The following is a 19,008-nucleotide window of genomic DNA, read 5'->3' as shown; positions in this document are numbered from 1 at the left end:
CATGATGAGCCTCCGTTGGTTGTATTTTAACCAGAGAACTCTATTAAGCGGTAAGACTAAATTCAGGGGGGACTACAAACCTACATAATAACTATAATAATTGGATGCAGCGTAAAAATATTCTTTGATGAGAATAGAAATCATGCGCAAAATATTTAAATCATTATCATTTAGAATAACAATAAATGGAATCTGCGCATGTCCCTCTACTGTTAATATTTTATCGTTCCGTCCAATAATCCTTGGCAAATTCTGCTTTCACGAATAATTATATCTCGTGTCGTCTGAAAAAACTTAGGTTTACCTTGACTCCATTGTATCAGTAACTTATGCATTTTTCTTAAATCTTTTTCTCGTGCACACTTATTGAAGAGAAATAGCAATTTCATTCTAGCGTTATTTAGTCTGCTACAATTTAAATTTAAAACCTCTATTGTTTTATTAACAATGTCGAGTGTTTCTGCAGCAGGCTTCCCATCTATGCTAATGCTATTACAGTATGGTTCATTAGGTAGCAATTTACCTGTACCTTTGTCAAAAATAAATAAATTATGCGCATCTGGAAGCGTGAGGGGAAGGAGAATTTTCCCTGTCCAGTCTTTGTCAATAATTTTATTTTTGTCTTCATAATGAGATTTATATGAATCGCAACTAAGGTTCACCGGTAATTGATAATCATCACCTTCATTTGTACCACCTAGACATACAGCTAAGAGATTAGACCATTCTAAATGCCAATTAATACCACCTGGGAGTGAACCAGATTTGGATTTGAAATGCTCCACTTTTATTTCATGTTCATTTTCACAATCTAAATCTATCTCACAATACGCACAAAGGTACATTTGATCAATGCAAATATGTTGCTTGAGCCTCTTATACAAAACACCTTGTTCATGATTCCTAAAATCATCCCAAGTTCCATTTGGATTTTGAGCTTTGAAGTTGCTAAAGAATTGATCCTCCGAAGTTTTATTGATCCTTTTCAAAGTCATCCTCCCAAATTCTTTTTTCAATTTCAAGCTTTAACTCTACTAAGGTTTCATCATCCGGACCGAAATGTTGGGATAAAGTAGCACCTAGCTTTCTTGTGTAATCGCTAGCATATTCTTCTGAATATACTAAATCTTTATATTCTTGTAAGAGTTTGGTGTACTTATCATCTGGCGGCCTTTGAGCAACCTCAAACAAATTCTCCAATACCCAAGAAGATATTGCTCCTCTAACTCCTTTCGGTGCCTTAAACTTTTGGCCATTCTTTAATAACCATATGTTTTGGCTATCAATAGTATGACAAACCTGAGGACTATGAGTTGTAACTATAAACTGAATATTTTTAAAAGTTCTCTCAAGTCGCGGAATAATATTTTGCTGCCATGATGGGTGTAAGTGAAGATCTATTTCATCAATTAACACAACTCCAGTGCCATTTAACGGATTGACGCTATTAGGGTTTAACAATGTCAATCTACGAGCAATATCAGCAATTAATGCTAAAATGGATTTTTCACCTTGCGATAATTGCAAAACACTTAGAGAAACATTCTCTTTATCCACAATCAGATCAAGAGGAGCTCTTTGAAGTTTAAGGTTACTAAATCCCGGGAGGAAAGAATAAATTGCATCTTCAACCGTATGTAATGTTTTACTATTGATTGAATAATAGCTATTTAATTTATCCTTTAAAATCTTTAGAGTGTTGTTATGATCTTCTAGCAACTTTTTAGTAGTTTGAGAATCTTTATTTTCTGCTAGTAGAGCTTTTAATAATGGATTGTCTAAATCCTTTTCTTTAGCTCGAATTTCTGCCCTTAATGCTGTTATATCAGCATTATCAGAATTTTCAATTTCTATAAGTTCTTTAAACCATCTAAAGAATAATTTAAAATCAGCCTTCCCTGTCAGGCTCTTATTATATGCTTTGAATTTATCCCAGATTTGAGCTTCTTTAATTTCTGCTGAATTCTCAATGTCTTTAGTTGAAACATCATTAGCTCTTTCAACTGTATACATTGCAATTAAAGGAAATGAAGTATTTTGATTTATTGAATTGGCTGTTTTGAAAATATTACCTAACTCATTAATTCCGCTATAGTTACTTTTTGCTCTATCCTCATAACCAGGTTCGGTCATAGCTATGGTCATAGGGAAGGATACTCCCATATAGTCGTAATTTATTACGATCGAAGCATAGTTTTGACCTTTTTTTAACTCATGCTTTTCAATACTATCGCCATTATGTGAGCGAGTAGATAGTCTTGAGGAGAGATGCGTCATTCCCTTCTGAATTGCATCGAGAATCGTCGACTTCCCACAGCCATTATTTCCTACTAAAATTGTAGAGTTTTTTTTCAGGGAAAAATTCATTATAAGGGACTCAAACCCTTTATAGTTTTCCAAACGAATAGCAGCAACTCTCAGTTGACCACCTTCTAGCTGTTTTGCTGATAACTCTTTAAAGTAATTAGACATTTTCTCATCAGGCTCAACCCCGTACTCATTTGAGCCAAATATCTTATAAAGTTGATAAGAAGTTGCAAAATCACCACTTTCCGATTTTTTAATTAATTTAGTTATTCTAGTCGGTAAGTTCTGTTCCATTTTATCCTCCTTCAGAATATTTCTTGATAGACTCTATTGTTGATTTTCCATATTTTTTTTCAAGTCTTTCAATGAACGTTGGCTCAATATTATGAGCAAAACCGATTAAGCCTCTAAGGTGATTAATATCAACACTAGAAAGCTTGCCTTCTTTAAACTTGAATACTAAAGAAGCAATGTATCGTTTTCTTTCCCTTCCTATTGATAACTTATTATTATTAGTTAAAGTTACTCCAGTGACATGACGGTTATGAGCTTTTGATGAATATACAATTTTGTTATTGTTAATTATAATCCGTGAGCCAAAAAAATAAAGCAAGGTTAATTTTACCTTTTGATGTACCAATCCTAAAACATCTCTTTCATTTGTTGAAAAAGTTAAATCATCAGCATATCTTGAATAATTTATTTTATTTGATAAGCAAAAAGAGCTTATCTCTTCATCGAAGCTACTCATAACGATATTCGATATAAAAGGAGAGCTTGGTGCTCCTACACTTAAAACTAATGCACCATTTTTTCTTTTTGTTCTATTCCAAAAACAAAATTGTTTTAATAAATTTTTATTGGTGTCTGAAATATCTAATTTTTTTCTAGCTAATGCCTTGAATAAAAGTTCCGGTGTTATTTTATTAAAAAAATTGACCAAATCCAGCTTTAATAAATAAACTGAGTTTTGATGTATCTTGGCGTTATCTAATATATTCTTCCCATCAACATACGCTGTGGCGGCATCGTGAATATGAGTATGTTGTTTGAGTATTTCAATTATATCCCTTTGTATTGCTTTTACTCGTGACGTGGGTTGAGCTATGATACGATAGCCAATTGTACGCTTTGGAATTTTGTATACTTTGTAGTGTGTCGCTGGTCTTGATTTTAAAAGTACGTCAAAATCGGGGTAAGCTTTTTGAAGTGTCGTTTCAATGTCGATGCTCATTACCAGCTTGTTCCGTTTACCAATCAATAACTAGTACCAAGAGATGAACAAGGAGCTCTAAGTTCCCTGTCCATCCCAAGGTCCAGGCTCTTTACTTGAAGCCGCGGAACAAACTTTTTGATCCGCAACCTACTGGATTGCGGCTCAAAAAGTTTGTTCCGCAACTGTAAATGTAATCAATAAATTAGAGTTTGGCGCAACGCCCAACTAGATTTGACCAATCAGGTGGTAAATCCATAATACGCTAAAGAGCATTGGCATTTTACGCCTTCTTCCACGAAATTTCAAATATTGAACTCATACAGGCTTTCGCTTTGTAGTGCTAAATTAAACAATTATTGTTGCCACAATTTTGCCACACCTACAACGCGCAAAATTGCACATTAGTGTTGAACAAAGCAAAACACTGCAATAGTAACTTGATGATTTTACGATAAAAGATGGTGCCGATAATAGGAGTCGAACCTACGACCTTCGCATTACGAATGCGCTGCTCTACCAACTGAGCTATATCGGCCTTAAGACTCGTCGTGGCGAACGCCAGACGTGGGCTACGGGGTGACAAACTAGTGAAAACGACACATCAAGTCAAGCGTTTGGCTATCGTCTGATGGTTTTATAATCGTCTTGAGCTCGATAAGGATCCTCTGATAATTTTCCAAGCTAATAACAGAGGATCCTATAACTTTCAGATTTAAAAGAGCGGTTATGGACGCACCAGATCCTCGCCGTAACCAATCCATTTGTAGGTGGTTAGCGCTTCTAATCCCATCGGGCCGCGAGCATGCAGTTTCTGCGTGCTGACCGCGACTTCCGCGCCTAGACCAAACTGTCCGCCGTCGGTAAAGCGAGTGCTGGCATTGACATACACCGCCGAGGAATCCACTGCCTGAACGAAGCGTTCCGCATTGCTCAGGGAGCGCGTCAGAATTGCATCCGAGTGCTGCGTACCATGCTGGCGAATATGGGCGATAGCCTGTTCCAGATCGTCCACCAGCGTGACATTCAGGTCGTTGGAAAGCCATTCGTCATCATAGTCAGCGTCTTCCACCGTAACCACCTTCGCCGGTCCGTCGCTCAGATATGGCATCGCCGATGTACTGGCATGTAGCGTCACGCCAGCCTGCGCCATTTTCCTGCTCAGTGCCGGCAGGAAGGTGGCGGCAATGCTTTGCTGAACCAGCAGGGTTTCCAAACTGTTACAGGCGCTGGGGCGCTGAACTTTGGCGTTCTCGATTACCGTCAGCGCTTTGTCGAAATCAATGCTTTCGTCCGCGTAGATGTGACATACCCCGATGCCCCCGGTAATCACCGGAATGGTCGATTGCTCACGGCACAGTTTATGCAGGCCCGCGCCGCCGCGAGGAATGAGCATGTCCACATAACGATCCAGTCTGAGTAACTGATTCACCAGTTCGCGATCGGGACTTTCAATCGCCTGAACCGCGGCGGCAGGCAGGCCGCATTGTGCCAGCGCCTGTTGAATGACTTTTACCGTCGCCGCATTGGTGCGATAAGTCTCTTTACCACCGCGTAGAATGACCGCATTACCTGTTTTCAGGCACAGGGAAGCCACATCAATCGTTACGTTGGGCCGCGCTTCATAAATCACGCCAACCACGCCGAGGGGTACACGCCGACGCTCCAGCTTGAGGCCGTTATCCAGCATGCCGCCATCAATGATTTGCCCGACCGGATCGGTTAAGCGGCACACCTGGCGTACGTCGTTGGCGATAGCCGTCAGACGCGCGGGCGTCAGCAGCAACCGATCCTGTAGTGCGTCGCTCATGCCGTTCTGTCGCGCATCGGCCAGATCCAGTTCGTTGGCGGCCAGTATTATCGCGCTCTCCTCTTCGAGCAAATCCGCTATCATCAGCAACGCGCGATCTTTTTCAGCCGTGCTCAGCACCGCTAACTGATAAGACGCCGCTTTTGCCGCTTTGCCCATCTGTTCAAGCATGGCTTGCTCCTTAATTGATAATCATGTCGTCCCGATGAACCGCCACCGGGCCGTATTCATAACCGAGAATATCGTCAATCTGCTGGGAGTGATGCCCGGCAATCATACGTAGCGCATCACTGTTATAGCGGGTGACCGCATGGGCTATATCGCGCCCCATCAGGCTGCGAATACGGATAACTTCACCACGGGAGAAATTCCCCGTCACATCGCGGATACCTTTGGGCAACAATGAACTGCCACGTTCGAGAATGGCTGACAATGCGCCATCATCCACGGTGATCTCACCAGCTGGCGGCGCGCCGAAGATCCAGCGTTTGCGTCTTTCCAATGGCGCTTCCAGCGCATGAAAACGCGTGCCGACAGAAACGTCGGCAATCACATCCCCAATCACTCCCGGCTTGCCGCCTGCGGCAATCACGACATCGATCCCCGCGCGGCAAGCCACATCCGCCGCCTGAAGCTTGGTCGACATGCCTCCGGTGCCCAGTCCCGATACACTATCGCCCGCAATGCTGCGCAACGCATCGTTAATGCCGGTTACTTCACGGATCAATTCCGCCGCCGGATTTTTACGCGGATCGGCGGTAAACAGCCCGGCCTGATCGGTCAACAGCAGCAATTTATCCGCATCAGCGAGAATGGCGGCCAACGCGGAAAGGTTATCATTATCGCCGACTTTGATTTCAGCTGTCGCCACCGCATCATTTTCATTGATGACGGGGACAATGTGGTTATCCAACAGCGCCCGCATGGTGTCACGCGCGTTCAGAAAGCGTTCGCGATCCTCCAGATCCGCACGGGTCAGCAACATCTGTCCGATGTGGATACCATAAATGGAAAATAGCTGTTCCCAGAGTTGGATCAGGCGGCTTTGCCCCACGGCTGCCAGCAGTTGTTTGGTCGCAATGGTTGCGGGTAGCTCAGGGTAGCCCAAATGCTCACGACCGGCGGCAATTGCCCCTGACGTGACAATCACAATTTTGTGCCCCGCCGCATGTTGCTGCGCGCATTGACGAACCAATTCAACAATATGGGCGCGATTAAGACGGCGTGAACCGCCTGTCAACACGCTGGTGCCAAGTTTCACAACCAAGGTCTGGCTGCCGCTCATAATTTTTCTACCGTTAGTCGTCATAAAAAAGACAAATCAGGGAAACGTTGTAACAGGACAGACGCGTTATGCCAACAGGCTCAACGCGAAAACCTGTGAATAAAATCGGGGATCAAATGGGAAATATCACGGTCGTGCGGTTAATGCACAGGCGGGTTCCAACGATTTTAGCAATTTTTCCAGACGAACATGGAATGCTTGTTTGGTTTTTTCAAGTTGAGCCATCACCTCTTTATCTTTGATTTTCTCTTCACACCAGTTGCCGCTTTTATCATACAGACCAAAATGGTAGTCATAGGTAAAAACATGCCCCTGATCTTCCAGAGTCAACCACCAGCCCCAGAACTCCCGTTTCTCAGGCGCAGGCTTGACGTTGACGCAAACGGCCAGACAATCGAAGAAAAAATGTTGGTGTTCGCACTGCCCTTCACGCAAGTAGGGTCCCAACGATGCAAAGTTCTTCATGAGCCTGCTTTTCGGGTGTCCACTCGGTAACATCATCAGCAATCTCCTCAGGTTGAATCTTCTTTTTAGCAGAGAATGGCAATTTATCAACTCACTGGCGAAATAATGCTGCAAAGACAATCGCATGCACTAACTTAATTGTTTGCCCAGCCAGTTGCTGATCTCCTGCAATGCCCGATGAAAGTTTTGATAGACCGGTGAAAAATTAACCGGCAACAATTTCCCCCGCACGGACGAGTTGACGATCAAGGCAGCCTCTTCCTTCGGACTCACCACATCATTATCCCAGTATCCGGCCAGCATGGGCGTGGGACAACGGCGGCCCAGCAATCCTTGCGTTTTCAGGGAATAGCGCCCCAGTTCCGTTTTCAATGCCATATCGGTAGAGAATGGCATCCCCAGCCGACTGGCCAGCACATCCATAAACATATCCGGCACCTGTTGCTGGCGCTGCGTATCACACAGTAAGTGATGTACCACCGGTCCCAGACAGGCGACCGCGCGTAAACGCTGCGATTCGAGATAGGCGAGGCGCACCGCGATATTGGCGCCGAAGCGAAAACCAAACGCGCCGACGCGACAATGATCAACCCAGGGCACATCCGGTAACGCCCGTAAAACCTGTTGATGCAGGAAACTCGAATCCTGATCCAGCTTCCAGCGAGACGAAAATCCTACAGAGGGAACATCGATGGTCAACATCGCCATACCCGCTGGCGCCAGGTAATCACGAAACAGGCGATAATAATCGCTTTGCAGCGTATCCAGACTGCCGCACACCAGAATGGTCGGGAAAGGCGCTTCGCCTTGCTGAGGTAAATGCAGGAAGCCGGTCAGTGATCCGCCTCCCTGAATTGGAAAAGTGAGCTCTTTTAACTCATAAGGAAGATATTTCGCCGCTTCTTCATAAGCACGGTTAGCCAGGGTCTGCGCCTGCTCAGCCAGTTCATCGCCTTTAATATACGGATAAGCCGCAATGCTGTAGAGATTGGCGGCGTTCAGCCAGTATTGGCCGTTTTGCGCGCAATCGGTTCCGTCCATGGCTTGCTGCTGCCAATTTGCGCCCTGCTTAGCCCACTCATAAATCCAGTTGCCGCTACGGTAACCAATCACGGTATCCAGCAAATGTTCGCTGCTTCTTTTCTCATTGCTCACGGCGATACGCGCCAATACCGCTTCAATATCCCACGGTTCGACGCCGCGCCAGATCCACATCAACCGGTTGATCATTCGATACCAGTTACGGGTATTCTCGCCTTCCAGCGTGTAATGCACACCCAACGCTTCCGATGTATGACGCGTCCGCCTGACTAGCGTGGAAGTTTCCGCGTGTTTAAACGAGGGTTTGAAGAGGGTTTCAGACAGATTAGCTTGCGCCAAAGCGACCTCCATTAATGTAAACCGCCGTTAGCGGACCAACAGACCTTTACCGTATTAACAATACCAGAATTAATACACACCGAGTGTAACGGACTCATGGTGATGAAGACAAACAGCGCAGCGCAGAAATGCACGCCACTCAAAGCGTCCCCGTTGTCTCATGCATGATGCATTCAACAATTCGACAGTCACATAAACAATAATCTTCATAAACAACAATGCCCGGCGGAACCGGGCATTAAAACAAACAATAAATAGCGATTAACGGCCAGACAACGGCGGCACAAACACCACGCCCATGTCCCACGGCTGTTCGATCCAAGTATCCTGCGGGATATCGACGATATAGTCGTCAACCAGCGGTTTGCCCGCAGGTTTAGCGAAAATGGTGACAAAACGCGCTTTGGGGTACATATCGCGAATCGCTTTGGCCGTACCGCCGGTATCAACCAGATCATCGACAACGATAAAACCTTCGCCATCACCCTCTGCACGCTTGAGCACTTTCATTTCGCGCTGGTTATCATGGTCATAGCTGGAAATGCAAACGGTATCAACGTGACGAATCCCCAGTTCACGCGCCAGCAGCGCAGCGGGAACCAACCCGCCGCGGCTAACGGCAATGATGCCTTTCCATTGTTCGGCAGGCAGTAAACGCTGTGCCAGTTTGCGGGCCTGGATTTGCAACATATCCCAGGTTACGACGTACTTTTCGCTCATAAAATATATCCCAGCCGAATCGAAGGTAATTGGCTTAATTTGAGTCTGAGGGGGAAAAAAGGTTGCGCGAGATTATAGATATCCAAAGCCATAAAAACCAGTATTTCTCAGCCTGAGAATCAGGTTTTCGCACTATCCATGCTGTCCAAATCAAAATTCAGCGTTACGTCAGTACAAAAAGGGGAGGCGGTAAGCGCGTCGCCAATTTTCCCCGCGCCCGGCAGAAAGTGATATTCTGTCGCGACACGCCATATCGGATGGCTGATCGTGATTAACCTTCCACCTGTCGCGCCTGAACACCAGACGCCGAAAACAGGCTCGCTGATAAAGGAGACGCAAAAAGTGTCTGAATTGTCTCAACTTGCCCCGCAACCGTTGTGGGACATTTTTGCCAAGATCTGTTCTATTCCTCATCCGTCTTACCATGAAGAAGCGCTGGCGGCACACATCCTTGAGTGGGCGAAAGAAAAAGGCATCCATGCCGAACGCGATCAGGTTGGCAATATCCTGTTGCGCAAAGCGGCTACCGCGGGTATGGAAAATCGCAAACCGGTGGTGCTACAGGCGCACCTGGACATGGTGCCGCAGAAAAACAATGACACCGTGCATGATTTCACCACCGATCCCATCCAACCATACATTGATGGCGAATGGGTAAAAGCCCGCGGCACCACGCTGGGCGCCGACAATGGCATCGGTATGGCGTCGGCGTTGGCGGTGCTGGCGGATAGCAGCGTCAAACACGGTCCGCTGGAAGTTCTGCTAACCATGACCGAAGAATCCGGTATGGATGGCGCTTTTGGCCTGCAACCGAACTGGCTGCAAGGTGAAATCCTGATCAACACCGATTCGGAAGAAGAAGGCGAAATCTACATGGGCTGTGCCGGCGGCATTGACTTCATTACCCGTTTACCGTTAGTGCGTGAAGCGCTGCCGGCTGGCTATCAGACGCTGAAACTGACTATCAAAGGTTTGAAAGGCGGTCATTCCGGCTGTGATATTCATCTCGGTCTGGGTAACGCCAACAAATTGCTGGCCCGTTTCCTGTTTGAACAGGCGGAAAAACTGGATCTCCGTCTTCTTGATTTGAGCGGCGGTACGCTGCGTAACGCCATTCCTCGCGAATCCTTTGTCACGCTGGCATTGCCGGCAGCTAACGTCGGTCACCTGAAAGCATCAGCGCAGGCATATCTGTCTACGCTGAAAAATGAACTGGCTGCCGTCGAGAAAAATTTGAACATCCTGGTGGAAACCCGTGATACTCCAGCACTGGCGCTAACCAAAGATAGCCGCGATCGGCTGCTGGCATTGCTGAACGCCATGCCAAACGGCGTGATCCGCATGAGTGATGCCGTGAAAGGCGTAGTGGAAACCTCATTAAATCTCGGCGTCGTCACCATGAACGAGCGGGAAACAGAAATCGTCTGTCTGATCCGCTCACTGGTCGATAGCGGCAAAGACTACGTTGTGAGCATGCTCACTGCGCTGGGACAACTGGCGGGCGCGCATACCTCGCCCAAAGGCGGCTATCCTGGCTGGCAGCCGGATGCAAACTCACAAGTGATGCAGTTGGCGCGCGAAACATACCAGAAGCTGTTCAATAAAACGCCGAGCATCATGGTGATCCATGCCGGACTGGAATGCGGCCTGTTCAAAAAGCCCTATCCAGATATGGACATGGTTTCTATCGGGCCAACCATTACTGGTCCGCACTCACCCGACGAGCAAGTTCATATCGCCAGCGTGGGCCAGTACTGGCAGCTGCTTACGGCCTTGCTGAAAGCCATTCCTGAACGCACGTAATCATCAGGTGATAAGAGGCGACTGCAAAGGCCGCCTCTTTGCCGCAGGCAGCGGCGGTTGCTTATTCCCAGTTCAGCACCAGTTGTCGTTCAATCTGCGGATCAAGCAGCGTGACATGTAACCCTACCAACCGCACGCCACGCGTCTCCCGCCGTTCCTCCCAGGTTTGTCGCGCCAGTCTGACGAGATCCTGTTTGTTCAATACCGGCCACACATGTTCCTGCGTCGTTTGCCGAAAATCATCAAATTTCAGTTTAACGCCTTGTCGGGCGATATGCAGATCGGGTTTCACCCGTTTTAACCGCAATTCAAGTTCCTGATACAACTGTTCAATCAGCCCTTCGCATTCATGCCAGTGATGGATATCTTTCGCCAACGTTTTCTCAACCCCCACCGACTTGCGCAACCGATCAGGCGAGACAGGCCGCTCATCAATGCCATGACAGCGCTCCCACAGGATACGGCCAAATTTTCCGAAGCTTTTCAGCAGTTGCGCCAGTTCATGGCGACGCACATCAGCACAGGTCAGCATCCCCTTTTCCTCCAGGCGTTTGGCGGTGACCTTACCGACGCCGGGGATCTTCTCCAGCGGCAGTTGCAAAATAAAGGCATCCACCTGGTCGGGCGGGATCACATATTGACCGTTGGGTTTATTGATCTCGGAAGCGACTTTAGCGAGGAATTTGATTGGCGCTACGCCTGCCGATGCGGTCAGGCCCAACTCCCTGAAAATCGTCTGCCGGATTTCTTCCGCCATCAGCGTCGCGGAACCATTGCAATGAGTGCTGTGGGTAACATCCAGATAGGCTTCATCGAGAGAAAGCGGTTCAATAAGCGAGGTGTAGCGAGCGAAAATATCACGGATCTGGCGGGACGCGGCCTTGTAAACCTCCATTCTGCCGGAGAGCAAGGTCAGATGGGGACAGAGACGTAATGCCGTGGCAGTAGCCATCGCGCTACGCACGCCATAGCGACGTGCAGGATAATTCGCGGTGCTGATTACGCCACGGCGTTCGGAACTGCCGCCAATCGCCAGCGGAATATCGCGCAGACGCGGGTTATCACGCATCTCAATGGCCGCGTAGAAGCAATCCATATCCACATGAATAATTTTCCGCATGTACACCCCCAACAAGACTGTACAAATATACAGTTAAATCAAAAATCAGACAAGCTATGAAGCCCATCAGAGTGTGGATTGCCACAACCGTCATGCCTTTCCTGCTCATCGAATTTTCAGCCTTAACGTATTAAAAAAGCCGTTCATGCTTGATTAAAATGAAAGCAATGATAATGTGAATTTGTTTTTCATTCGCCTAAAGGCATAGGAATACGGGACGAAATGCACCGTATAAGAACACAGCATTTATTTCATCAGGATCCATAATGCAAAAAATCGCGTTATCTTTTGCGATGTTGTTTTTTTTGCCCGCCATTGTTGTTACCAGCGCAGCCAGTGAACTCGCGCCGATAGCCATAGCAAAAGAATTGAAACAGCAATTATCAGGCTCTCCGATTTATATTCAAATATTTAAGGAAGAGAGAGTATTAGAACTCTATGCCAAAGTCGGAAATAGTTATCGCTTATTGGATAATTATCCAATTTGTAAATATTCGGGCGGGTTGGGGCCGAAGCGTATCGAAGGTGATTTTAAAAGTCCTGAAGGATTCTATCAGGTTGACGTTCGGCACCTTAAGCCAGACAGCCAATATTACCGGGCGATAAACATCGGTTTTCCCAACGAGTATGATAAGTCGCAGGGATACTCCGGCAAATATCTGATGATCCACGGCGAATGCGTATCCGTCGGCTGCTATGCCATGACCAACCAGTATATGGAAGAAATCTATCATTACGCCGAACGCGCGTTTCAAAATGGTCAGATGAAAATCGATATCGCTATTTATCCGTTTCGCATGACAGAACAAAACATGCGGCGCCATCGCAATTCAACCTATTACCGTTTCTGGCGCCAGTTACAGCCGGGTTACACATATTTCAATCAGCACTATCAACCGCCGAGCGTCACGGTATTTAATGGACAATATGTCGTTAATCCGCCGCTGATGGCCAGCCAGTCAACCTCAGATTACGCGTTCACCAAAACAGAATAAGACAAACTCGCCTGGCATGATTTTATGCCAGGTTTCATTGCCGGTCAGCGGCTGAGTTGCCAGCACCGTCACCACATCATTCGGCGTCGTCTGTTGCTGAAAATCGATTTCCACATCCTGATCCAGCAACGTCGCTTTGCCAAATGGCGCCCGCCGCGTGATCCAGTACAATTTGGTTGAACAATATCCCATGACGAAACGACCGTCCGACAACAGCATGTTGAACACGCCTTTCTGACGCAAGACATCCGCCTGTTGCGCGATATAACGGAATACCCCCGGCCAGTTCCCCGGCGTCCGGGGATAGCGCTGCGATAGCTGGTGCAACAGCCAACAGAAAGCAAACTCGCTGTCAGTTTGTCCCACTGGCCTAAACATCCCCGTTTTTAACGAGCGATACCCTTTCAACTGTCCGTTGTGGGCAAACGTCCAGTTTCTGCCCCATAACTCGCGGGTAAAAGGGTGAGTGTTTTCCAGCGATACCGCGCCCCGGTTGGCTTGCCGAATATGTGACACCACCGAGCAAGACTTGATGGGATAATCCTGCACTAACCGGGCAATCGGCGAGTTGTAGCTTGGCAGCGGATCCTTGAAGGTTCGACAGCCATTCCCTTCATAAAACGTAATGCCCCAACCATCCCGGTGCGGCCCGGTGCGACCGCCACGCTGAATCAGTCCGGTAAAACTGAAACAGATATCCGTCGGTACATTCGCGCTCATCCCAAGCAGTTCACACATTTTGACTCTCCTGCCCGCTCCCGCGTGTTTGTTGCGCTTATTTACCAGCCATCTCTTTTTCAATCAACTGAATCAGGATATGAATCGCCTTGATATGAATTTCCTGAATACGATCCGCGTAACCGAAGTGAGGGACGCGGATTTCGACATCCGCCATTCCCGCCATTTTACCGCCATCTTTACCCGTCAGCGTAATCACTTTCATGCCTTTGGATTTCGCGGCGGCGATGGCCTTGATGATATTGCCTGAATTGCCCGATGTGGAGATGCCCAACAACACATCGCCTTCACGTCCCAGCGATTCAACATAACGAGAAAACACAAAGTCATAGCCGAAATCGTTGCTGACACAAGAAAGGTGGCTGGGATCAGAAATGGCGATAGCCGGATAACCAGGGCGGTTTTCACGGTAACGGCCTGTCAGTTCTTCGGCAAAATGCATCGCATCACAGTGTGAACCGCCATTACCGCAGGAAATGACTTTCCCCCCCGCTTTAAACGCATTGGCCAGCAGCACCGCTGCGTTTTGAATTGATTGAATATTCGCATCATCGCTCAAAAAACTATTCAACGTGTATGCCGCTTCTTTCAGTTCATTACGGATTAAGTCCTGATACATGGGATCCTCTCATTATGTAGGGTGGCATCATTCTATTCTGCCATGCAGTGTAGCGGATCGAAGAAACAGCGAGAAGCGCGCAATCGCACGATCAGCAGGATCGCTGACGGCAATCAGAAAACCCTGAGCGGTTGCGGAATTTGTGAATCAAGTTGTAATTATGATGTAAATAAATTGATAAAAATAAGCAAATAAACTACAACAAATACAGATAAACAGGTCAGACCTCTTATGACTGAGTCACCTTTTCTACCGCTATTTTGCCTGAAAATACAGCGTCAAATGCGGATAAAAGGTTCCTTCAGTCGACGACAATTCTGGAGACGCACTATGGTTGCTATCAGTATTTTGCTTTTACTGATTATTATCGGTGCCATGTTCTATCACCGTATCAGCCTGATTATCAGCAGCGCGATACTTGTTGCCTACTTCGCCGCCATGTCCGTCATGCTGCTGTGGCCGGTCTGGACAGTGATCCCGCTGGTTATCGCGTTGATCGCCGTTAACCTATTGCCGCTTCGCCGTCGGCTGTTCTCTGCATCCGCGCTGCGCCTGTTCCAGAAGGTCATGCCGCCGATGTCCAACACGGAAAAAGAGGCGATTGATGCGGGCACCACCTGGTGGGAAGGTGACCTTTTCCGCGGCGTCCCAGACTGGAAAAAACTGCACAACTACCCGCAGCCGCGGCTGACCGCTGAAGAACAAGCCTTTCTTGACGGCCCGGTGGAAGACGCCTGTCGCATGGCCAACGATTTTGAGATCACCCACGAACGCGCCGATCTGCCGCCGGAATTATGGGCATTTCTCAAGCAGCACCGCTTCTTCGCCATGATCATCAAAAAGCAGTACGGCGGACTGGCGTTTTCCGCTTATGCGCAAGCGCTGGTGCTGCAAAAGCTGGCTGGCGTCTCCAGCATTCTGGCGATTACCGTCGGTGTGCCGAATTCACTCGGCCCCGGTGAACTGTTGCAACATTACGGCACCGACGAGCAGAAAGATCATTATTTGCCGCGTCTGGCGCAGGGCCAGGAAATCCCCTGCTTTGCCCTGACCAGCCCCGAAGCAGGCTCGGATGCCGGATCAATCCCGGATATCGGCGTCGTGTGTTATGGCGACTGGCACGGCGAACAGGTGCTGGGAATGCGCCTGACCTGGAATAAACGCTATATCACGCTGGCTCCGGTCGCCACAGTGCTTGGTCTGGCCTTTAAATTGTACGATCCAGACCATCTGCTGGGCGAAACCGACGATCTGGGTATTACCTGTGCGCTGATCCCCACCGACACTGTCGGCGTGAAGATTGGCCGTCGCCATTTCCCGCTAAACATTCCTTTCCAGAACGGGCCAACGCAAGGCGAAAATATTTTCGTTCCGCTGGATTACATCATTGGCGGCCCGAAAATGGCCGGACAAGGCTGGCGAATGCTGATGGAATGCCTCTCCGTCGGACGCGGCATTACGCTACCCTCCAACTCGACCGGCAACCTGAAATCGATCGCGCTGGGTATCGGCGCCTATGCCTATATTCGTCGTCAGTTCAAGGTGTCCATCGGCAAAATGGAAGGGATTGAAGAACCACTTGCGCGTATCGCCGGTAATGCGTATGTCATGGATGCCGCCGCGACACTGATTACCTGCGGCATTATGCAGAGCGAGAAACCCGCCGTGTTGTCCGCTATCGTGAAATATCACTGTACCCAGCGTGGTCAGCGGGCAGTGATGGACGCCATGGATATTGCCGGCGGGAAAGGCATCTGCCTCGGCCCCGCCAACTTCCTTGCCCGCTGCTACCAGGGCTCACCGATTGCCATCACCGTGGAAGGCGCGAATATTCTGACCCGCAGTATGATCATCTTCGGTCAGGGCGCGATCCGTTGCCATCCGTATGTGCTTGAAGAGATGGATGCCGCGCGGAATAAGGATATTCCACGCTTTGACCGTGCGCTGTTTGCACATATCGGGCATGTGGGCGGCAGTGCGGTGCGTAGCTTCTGGTTAGGGCTGACCAACGGTCGTCTGAGTCAGGCGCCGGTCAGTGACGAAACGCGACATTATTATCAACGTCTGAATCGGCTCAGCGCGAATCTGGCGTTGCTGGCGGATATTGCCATGGCGGTGCTGGGCGGCAGCCTGAAACGTCGGGAACGTATTTCGGCACGTCTGGGCGATATCCTCAGCCAGCTTTACCTGGCTTCGGCGACGCTGAAACGCTACGACGATGAAGGCCGGCAGAAAGCCGATTTGCCGCTGGTTCACTGGGGCGTGCAGGACAGTCTCCATCAGGCGGAACAGGCCTTGGTTGACCTATTACGTAATTTCCCAAATCGTGCCATTGCAGGGCTGCTGACATTTATGATTTTCCCGCTCGGTCGCACGTGCGATGCCCCATCCGACCGTCTGGATCATGAAGTTGCAAAACTGTTGCAGATACCATCCGATACGCGCAGTCGTCTGGGTCGTGGGCAATATCTGGCTGCCAGTGAACATAATCCGATTGGTTTGTTAGAAGAAGCGTTGAAAGACATTATCGCAGCCGAGCCGATCTATCAGCGCTTGTCGAAAGCCAGCGGTAAACATCTGCCGTTTATGAAATTGGATCAGTTGGCAGAGCAGGCATTGACGGAAGGCAATATCACGGAGGAGGAAGCCAACCTCCTGATCAAAGCCGAAGCCAGCCGCCTGCGTTCGATTAACGTTGACGATTTCGCGGCGGATGAACTGGCTGCAGACAAGCCGCTGTCGGCACCGGAACCACAGAAGAAAACAGAGGCGGCATGATCGAACACTTAAATATCTTCCTGTCAAAGGCCGCGATTGCGGCCTTTTTTCATCTACCCATTTATACCGTGTGCCAACCGGGTTAAAATGACCACTTCTTACACCATCGGTTTTTCAGACCCAAAGACTCCACATCATGGCCTACATCCCGAAAAACTATGCGAAGCTCGAAAGCGGCTATCGTGAAAAAGCCCTCAAACTCTTTCCGTGGGTTTGCGGTCGCTGCTCGCGTGAATTCGTTTATTCCAATCTGCGTGAATTAACCGTGCATCATATCGATCATGATCACAGCAATAACCCGGAAGATGGCAGCAATTGGGAAATGCTGTGTCTGTATTGCCACGATCATGAGCATTCAAAATATACTGACGCGGATATGTACGGTTCAACCGTGATAGCTGGCGAGGATGCCCAGAAAGAGATCGGCCTCGCCACCCACAATCCTTTTGCCGATCTGAAAGCGATGCTGGCGAAAGGGAAGAAATAGCTACCTCGCCAACACGATGCCATCAATCCTAGGCGCCGCTTTGTCGTATCCGCGCCAACAACGCTTCCACATTGACAATATGCGGAGCGGCCAGAATCAGCGTCCGCCCCAGCGCCAGCGCCTGACGCTGACATTCCGCTCTGGATTCATCATCCTGAATGCTATCAAGATCGGCGACATGCGCCAGTCCAATGGTACGGCGAATCAGTTCGGTGCCGCAATAACCGACGGCATCCTGCCATACCTGTTGTAAAAACAGTTCGGCATAGCCCGACTGCGCCAGCGAAGGTTCACGGCTATGGCGCTCACTCAGCGACAGGAAACGCGCCGCAAAGGTATTCCATAGCGCGCAGATATCAGCAAGCCGTTGCTCGCGGTTGGCTGCCGCTTCACGCGGCGCCAGCAGGCCCGGCAAGCCGCAATAGTTCAGCAACAAATTGCCGATTGCGGTTCCTACATCAAATCCCATCGGCCCATAGAAACCGAACTCGGCGTCAATCGCTTTCAGGCGGCCTTCCGCTACAAATATCGAGCCGCTATGAATATCGCCATGCAGCAATGCTTCGGCCTTGCTCAAAAAGCGATGTTTTAGTCCGGCAACCGCCAGCTTCAATGCATGATCATCGCGTAAAGCCAGTACATCCGCGGTTATCGCGGCCTCAAACTGATTTCTTTCATGGTCAATATAAGGATCGGTGAAGAACAAATCTTCGGTGATCTGACACAATTCAGGATTGGTAAACCGGCTTACCGCTGCTTTCTTATCATGAGGTGATTGATAAAAATCAGAGTGATGGAACAACGCCTGCGCCAGATATTCGCCCAATTGAGTCGCAGCCTGCGGGTAGTTGGCCCCTTGAATCAACTCGCCGCGCCAGATGCGATAATTGGAAAGATCTTCCTGCACCATCACCGCCAGTTCCGCATCGTGATGTAATACCGCCACCGTATGCTGCGGACAGAATTGCGCATGAGCCAGCAGCGTTTCCGCCTCAATGCGCGAGCGATCCAACGTCAACGGCCACGACTCGCCAACGCAACGAACATACGGGAGCGCCTGTTTGACAATCACCCGGCTTACGCCGCGCGTATCGCGAATTTTAAACACCAGATTCAGATTACCGTCGCCAATTTCCTCGGCGGCGACCAGCGAGTGCGGATCGCTCACCCCACCATACTGGCGGGCATATTCTACGGCATCATCCGCCGTAAAGGTGCGGTAAACAGACATTGCCAACCCCTTATTCTTGTGCGCTCACCTCATGGTGAGAAAAGCTTTTTAGACATA

16 protein-coding genes and 1 tRNA gene are annotated in these 19,008 nt (G+C 48.7%); 4 read left to right on the top strand and 13 right to left on the bottom strand.

Annotated features, from left to right (window positions below; translation table 11 throughout):
- Window positions 1–212 precede the first annotated feature (212 nt).
- The 9 genes from NC856_RS16495 to gpt all read right to left on the bottom strand — a co-directional run bounded on the left by NC856_RS16495 (window position 213) and on the right by gpt (window position 9,180).
- Window positions 213–995 carry a retron system putative HNH endonuclease gene (locus NC856_RS16495; RefSeq protein WP_264091544.1) on the bottom strand — a complete coding sequence of 261 codons (783 nt, stop codon included), beginning with the start codon at window positions 993–995 and terminating at the stop codon, window positions 213–215.
- Window positions 973–2,601, bottom strand: coding sequence for a retron Ec78 anti-phage system effector ATPase PtuA (ptuA, locus tag NC856_RS16490; RefSeq protein WP_264091540.1), 1,629 nt, complete (start codon window positions 2,599–2,601; stop codon window positions 973–975). Before ptuA ends, NC856_RS16495 begins: the two co-directional genes overlap by 23 nt.
- Before the next feature lies 1 nt (window position 2,602).
- Window positions 2,603–3,541 (bottom strand): retron St85 family RNA-directed DNA polymerase, encoded by a 939-nt coding sequence (locus tag NC856_RS16485; protein WP_264091539.1) that lies wholly within the window; start codon window positions 3,539–3,541, stop codon window positions 2,603–2,605.
- Between the two features lie 441 nt (window positions 3,542–3,982).
- Window positions 3,983–4,058, bottom strand: a tRNA-Thr gene (locus NC856_RS16480).
- 189 nt (window positions 4,059–4,247) lie between these two features.
- A complete protein-coding gene (gene proA / locus NC856_RS16475) occupies window positions 4,248–5,501 on the bottom strand; it encodes a glutamate-5-semialdehyde dehydrogenase (RefSeq protein ID WP_264091538.1) in 1,254 nt (417 codons plus the stop codon).
- 10 nt (window positions 5,502–5,511) lie between these two features.
- Entirely contained in the window at window positions 5,512–6,615 is a 1,104-nt protein-coding gene (gene proB, locus NC856_RS16470; protein WP_264091537.1) for a glutamate 5-kinase, read from the bottom strand.
- 126 nt (window positions 6,616–6,741) lie between these two features.
- Window positions 6,742–7,116 (bottom strand): sigma factor-binding protein Crl, encoded by a 375-nt coding sequence (crl, locus tag NC856_RS16465; RefSeq protein ID WP_264091536.1) that lies wholly within the window; start codon window positions 7,114–7,116, stop codon window positions 6,742–6,744.
- Window positions 7,117–7,209: 93 nt separating this feature from the next.
- The gene (frsA, locus tag NC856_RS16460) at window positions 7,210–8,460 is read right to left on the bottom strand and encodes an esterase FrsA (RefSeq protein ID WP_264091535.1); all 1,251 of its coding nucleotides are present in this window, start codon (window positions 8,458–8,460) and stop codon (window positions 7,210–7,212) included.
- Window positions 8,461–8,721: 261 nt separating this feature from the next.
- Entirely contained in the window at window positions 8,722–9,180 is a 459-nt protein-coding gene (gpt, locus tag NC856_RS16455; protein WP_113864841.1) for a xanthine phosphoribosyltransferase, read from the bottom strand.
- 342 nt (window positions 9,181–9,522) lie between these two features.
- Between gpt and pepD the strand changes: the two genes are divergently transcribed.
- Window positions 9,523–10,983, top strand: a complete 1,461-nt coding sequence (gene pepD / locus NC856_RS16450) for a beta-Ala-His dipeptidase (protein ID WP_264091534.1) — start codon at window positions 9,523–9,525, stop codon at window positions 10,981–10,983.
- A gap of 61 nt (window positions 10,984–11,044) precedes the next feature.
- On the opposite strand, the gene dinB is transcribed toward pepD, so the two are convergent.
- Entirely contained in the window at window positions 11,045–12,103 is a 1,059-nt protein-coding gene (gene dinB, locus NC856_RS16445) for a DNA polymerase IV (protein WP_264091532.1), read from the bottom strand.
- A 266-nt stretch (window positions 12,104–12,369) separates the two neighbouring features.
- Here dinB and dpaA point away from each other — a divergent pair, with 266 nt between their 5' ends.
- Window positions 12,370–13,098: a peptidoglycan meso-diaminopimelic acid protein amidase gene (dpaA, locus tag NC856_RS16440; RefSeq protein ID WP_264091531.1), complete on the top strand. Its 729-nt coding sequence runs from the start codon at window positions 12,370–12,372 to the stop codon at window positions 13,096–13,098.
- Here dpaA and NC856_RS16435 read toward each other — a convergent pair.
- Together NC856_RS16435 and lpcA are read right to left on the bottom strand one after the other, a co-directional pair.
- Window positions 13,069–13,836 carry a class II glutamine amidotransferase gene (locus tag NC856_RS16435; RefSeq protein ID WP_264091530.1) on the bottom strand — a complete coding sequence of 256 codons (768 nt, stop codon included), beginning with the start codon at window positions 13,834–13,836 and terminating at the stop codon, window positions 13,069–13,071. The genes dpaA and NC856_RS16435 overlap by 30 nt on opposite strands.
- Before the next feature lie 37 nt (window positions 13,837–13,873).
- Window positions 13,874–14,455 (bottom strand): D-sedoheptulose 7-phosphate isomerase, encoded by a 582-nt coding sequence (gene lpcA / locus NC856_RS16430; protein WP_264091529.1) that lies wholly within the window; start codon window positions 14,453–14,455, stop codon window positions 13,874–13,876.
- 330 nt (window positions 14,456–14,785) lie between these two features.
- Between lpcA and fadE the strand changes: the two genes are divergently transcribed.
- Together fadE and yajD are read left to right on the top strand one after the other, a co-directional pair.
- Window positions 14,786–17,233, top strand: coding sequence for an acyl-CoA dehydrogenase FadE (fadE, locus tag NC856_RS16425; RefSeq protein WP_264091528.1), 2,448 nt, complete (start codon window positions 14,786–14,788; stop codon window positions 17,231–17,233).
- 136 nt (window positions 17,234–17,369) lie between these two features.
- On the top strand, window positions 17,370–17,720 hold the full coding sequence (gene yajD / locus NC856_RS16420) for an HNH nuclease YajD (protein WP_264091526.1): 351 nt from the start codon (window positions 17,370–17,372) through the stop codon (window positions 17,718–17,720).
- A gap of 28 nt (window positions 17,721–17,748) precedes the next feature.
- Here yajD and mtnK read toward each other — a convergent pair whose 3' ends face one another.
- Window positions 17,749–18,951, bottom strand: coding sequence for an S-methyl-5-thioribose kinase (gene mtnK, locus NC856_RS16415; RefSeq protein ID WP_264091525.1), 1,203 nt, complete (start codon window positions 18,949–18,951; stop codon window positions 17,749–17,751).
- Window positions 18,952–19,008 lie beyond the last annotated feature (57 nt).

The sequence above is a fragment of the Brenneria izbisi genome, from assembly GCF_025840185.1.
Lineage (GTDB): Bacteria > Pseudomonadota > Gammaproteobacteria > Enterobacterales > Enterobacteriaceae > Brenneria > Brenneria izbisi.
Note: the sequence above shows the minus strand (reverse complement) of the source record. Positions and strands in the feature narration are given on the sequence as shown.